At 59.3% G+C, this 1410-nt stretch carries 2 protein-coding genes and 2 pseudogenes; 1 reads left to right on the top strand and 3 read right to left on the bottom strand.

What is annotated here, in order from left to right:
* Nucleotides 1-194 (top strand): annotated as a pseudogene (locus GWC77_RS27745) (IS256 family transposase); the annotation flags it as partial.
* Between the two features lie 176 nt (nucleotides 195-370).
* On the opposite strand, the pseudogene GWC77_RS27750 reads toward GWC77_RS27745, so the two are convergent.
* The 3 genes and pseudogenes from GWC77_RS27750 to GWC77_RS27760 all read right to left on the bottom strand — a co-directional run.
* Nucleotides 371-658: pseudogene (locus GWC77_RS27750) on the bottom strand (DDE-type integrase/transposase/recombinase); the annotation flags it as partial.
* Between the two features lie 79 nt (nucleotides 659-737).
* Nucleotides 738-977, bottom strand: coding sequence for a group II intron maturase-specific domain-containing protein (locus tag GWC77_RS27755; protein WP_217283449.1), 240 nt, complete (start codon nucleotides 975-977; stop codon nucleotides 738-740).
* Between the two features lie 34 nt (nucleotides 978-1011).
* On the bottom strand, nucleotides 1012-1410 hold a 399-nt coding region (locus GWC77_RS27760; protein ID WP_173262694.1), incomplete at its 5' end, for an integrase core domain-containing protein.

Genomic DNA, 1410 nt, shown 5'->3' on the forward strand with positions numbered 1-1410 from the left:
ACATCAACGCGCAGTTGCGAAAGATCATCAAGACGCGAGGCCACTTCCCGAGCGATGACGCCGCCACAAAACTTATCTGGCTTGCCCTGCGCAATATCACAGCCGGATGGAGCCGCTCCGCTCACGACTGGAAGCAGGCCATGAACCAATTCGCTATCCTTTACGCGGATCGATTCGTTCGACCATCCGTGTGAATCTCACCCCCGCCTTGAACACGGAAATTCTGACACTCCCACCCTCCTGAACAAAGCCCTTGCGGGGGTGTTGTCAAGTTGTTCGTTGCGCGGACGAGCAGAGGCGTCGAGAAGGTATTCGCTGCTTATATAAGGACTCCTAAGCGAATCGCCACTTGCTCGTCATGGCTTCGTTATCGCGACACAACCCGATGGTCCTGCTCGATGAGGTTGTTCAGGTATTTATTCTGCCGTACCTTGGTCGGTGTCTGCCGCTCGGCGTTGATCGCTTCGAGCACGGCCAGATTGGCGCCGCTCTTATCGACGGTAACTGTTTCGGGCACGCCGTTCTGATCGATCGCCTTCTCGAAATACCGCCGCGCGGCGGCCCTGTCCCGATGGGCCCGGAACAAAAAGTCCACCGTGTCGCCTGCCTTGTCCACCGCCCGATACAGGTATTTCCACTGGCCCTTGACCTTCACGTAGGGGTGAGTAGGCCTCGGGAGTTGCGCCCGAAGTCTCTCGTAGAACCGTACGTGACACTCGCGCGTCATATGGCTCCCGTTATCCAACCTGTGCCCCATGAACCTGCCAGTGCATGAACTGTCGCGGGTACGCCTTCTTCATCTTGCGCAACCACTCTTCACTGCGCCTTTTATGCCGTCGTAGCGCCTTGTACTTGCGCTGGGCCCAACGCACGAGCTTGCGATCGAGATACCGACCGAGCTCGAGCATGGCCGTCCGATAGAAAGCCCCGTAGTAGTTCCACCAGCCACGTATCGTGGGATTGTATTGCTCGGCCAATACCGGTGTTTGTCAACGTAGTTGTCGCGTCGCATCACGCGCACTGCTTTAATTCGGCTCGGGGCGCACGCTCCGGATTGAGCCAGACCTTGTCCTTCAATTCCCAATTGCGAGTCGAGCGAGACCACCGGTGTGGGTTGCCCGCCTTTGCCTGCGCGTAGACGGCATGCCGTTGCGCCAACACGGTGGTGGCAACGCCGTTATGACGCTGCGCCGGCGTGACGAACTTCAGGCCGCTGTGCTTGTGTTCATGGTTATACCAACGCACGAACTGCTGCGTCCACGCACGCGCCGCTTCAAGGCTCGCGAATGTGCCGCGCGTCAAACAAGATGAGAGCAGCGCGTCAATCAGGATGAGAGTACTGGCGTGGCGGCAGCGGTGAAGGGCGTAGCCCGGAACCGCTGCCGCCACGCCGCGCCGAGCAGTCCCCCG

It is taken from the genome of Paraburkholderia sp. NMBU_R16, assembly GCF_013282575.1.
Taxonomy (GTDB): Bacteria; Pseudomonadota; Gammaproteobacteria; order Burkholderiales; family Burkholderiaceae; genus Trinickia.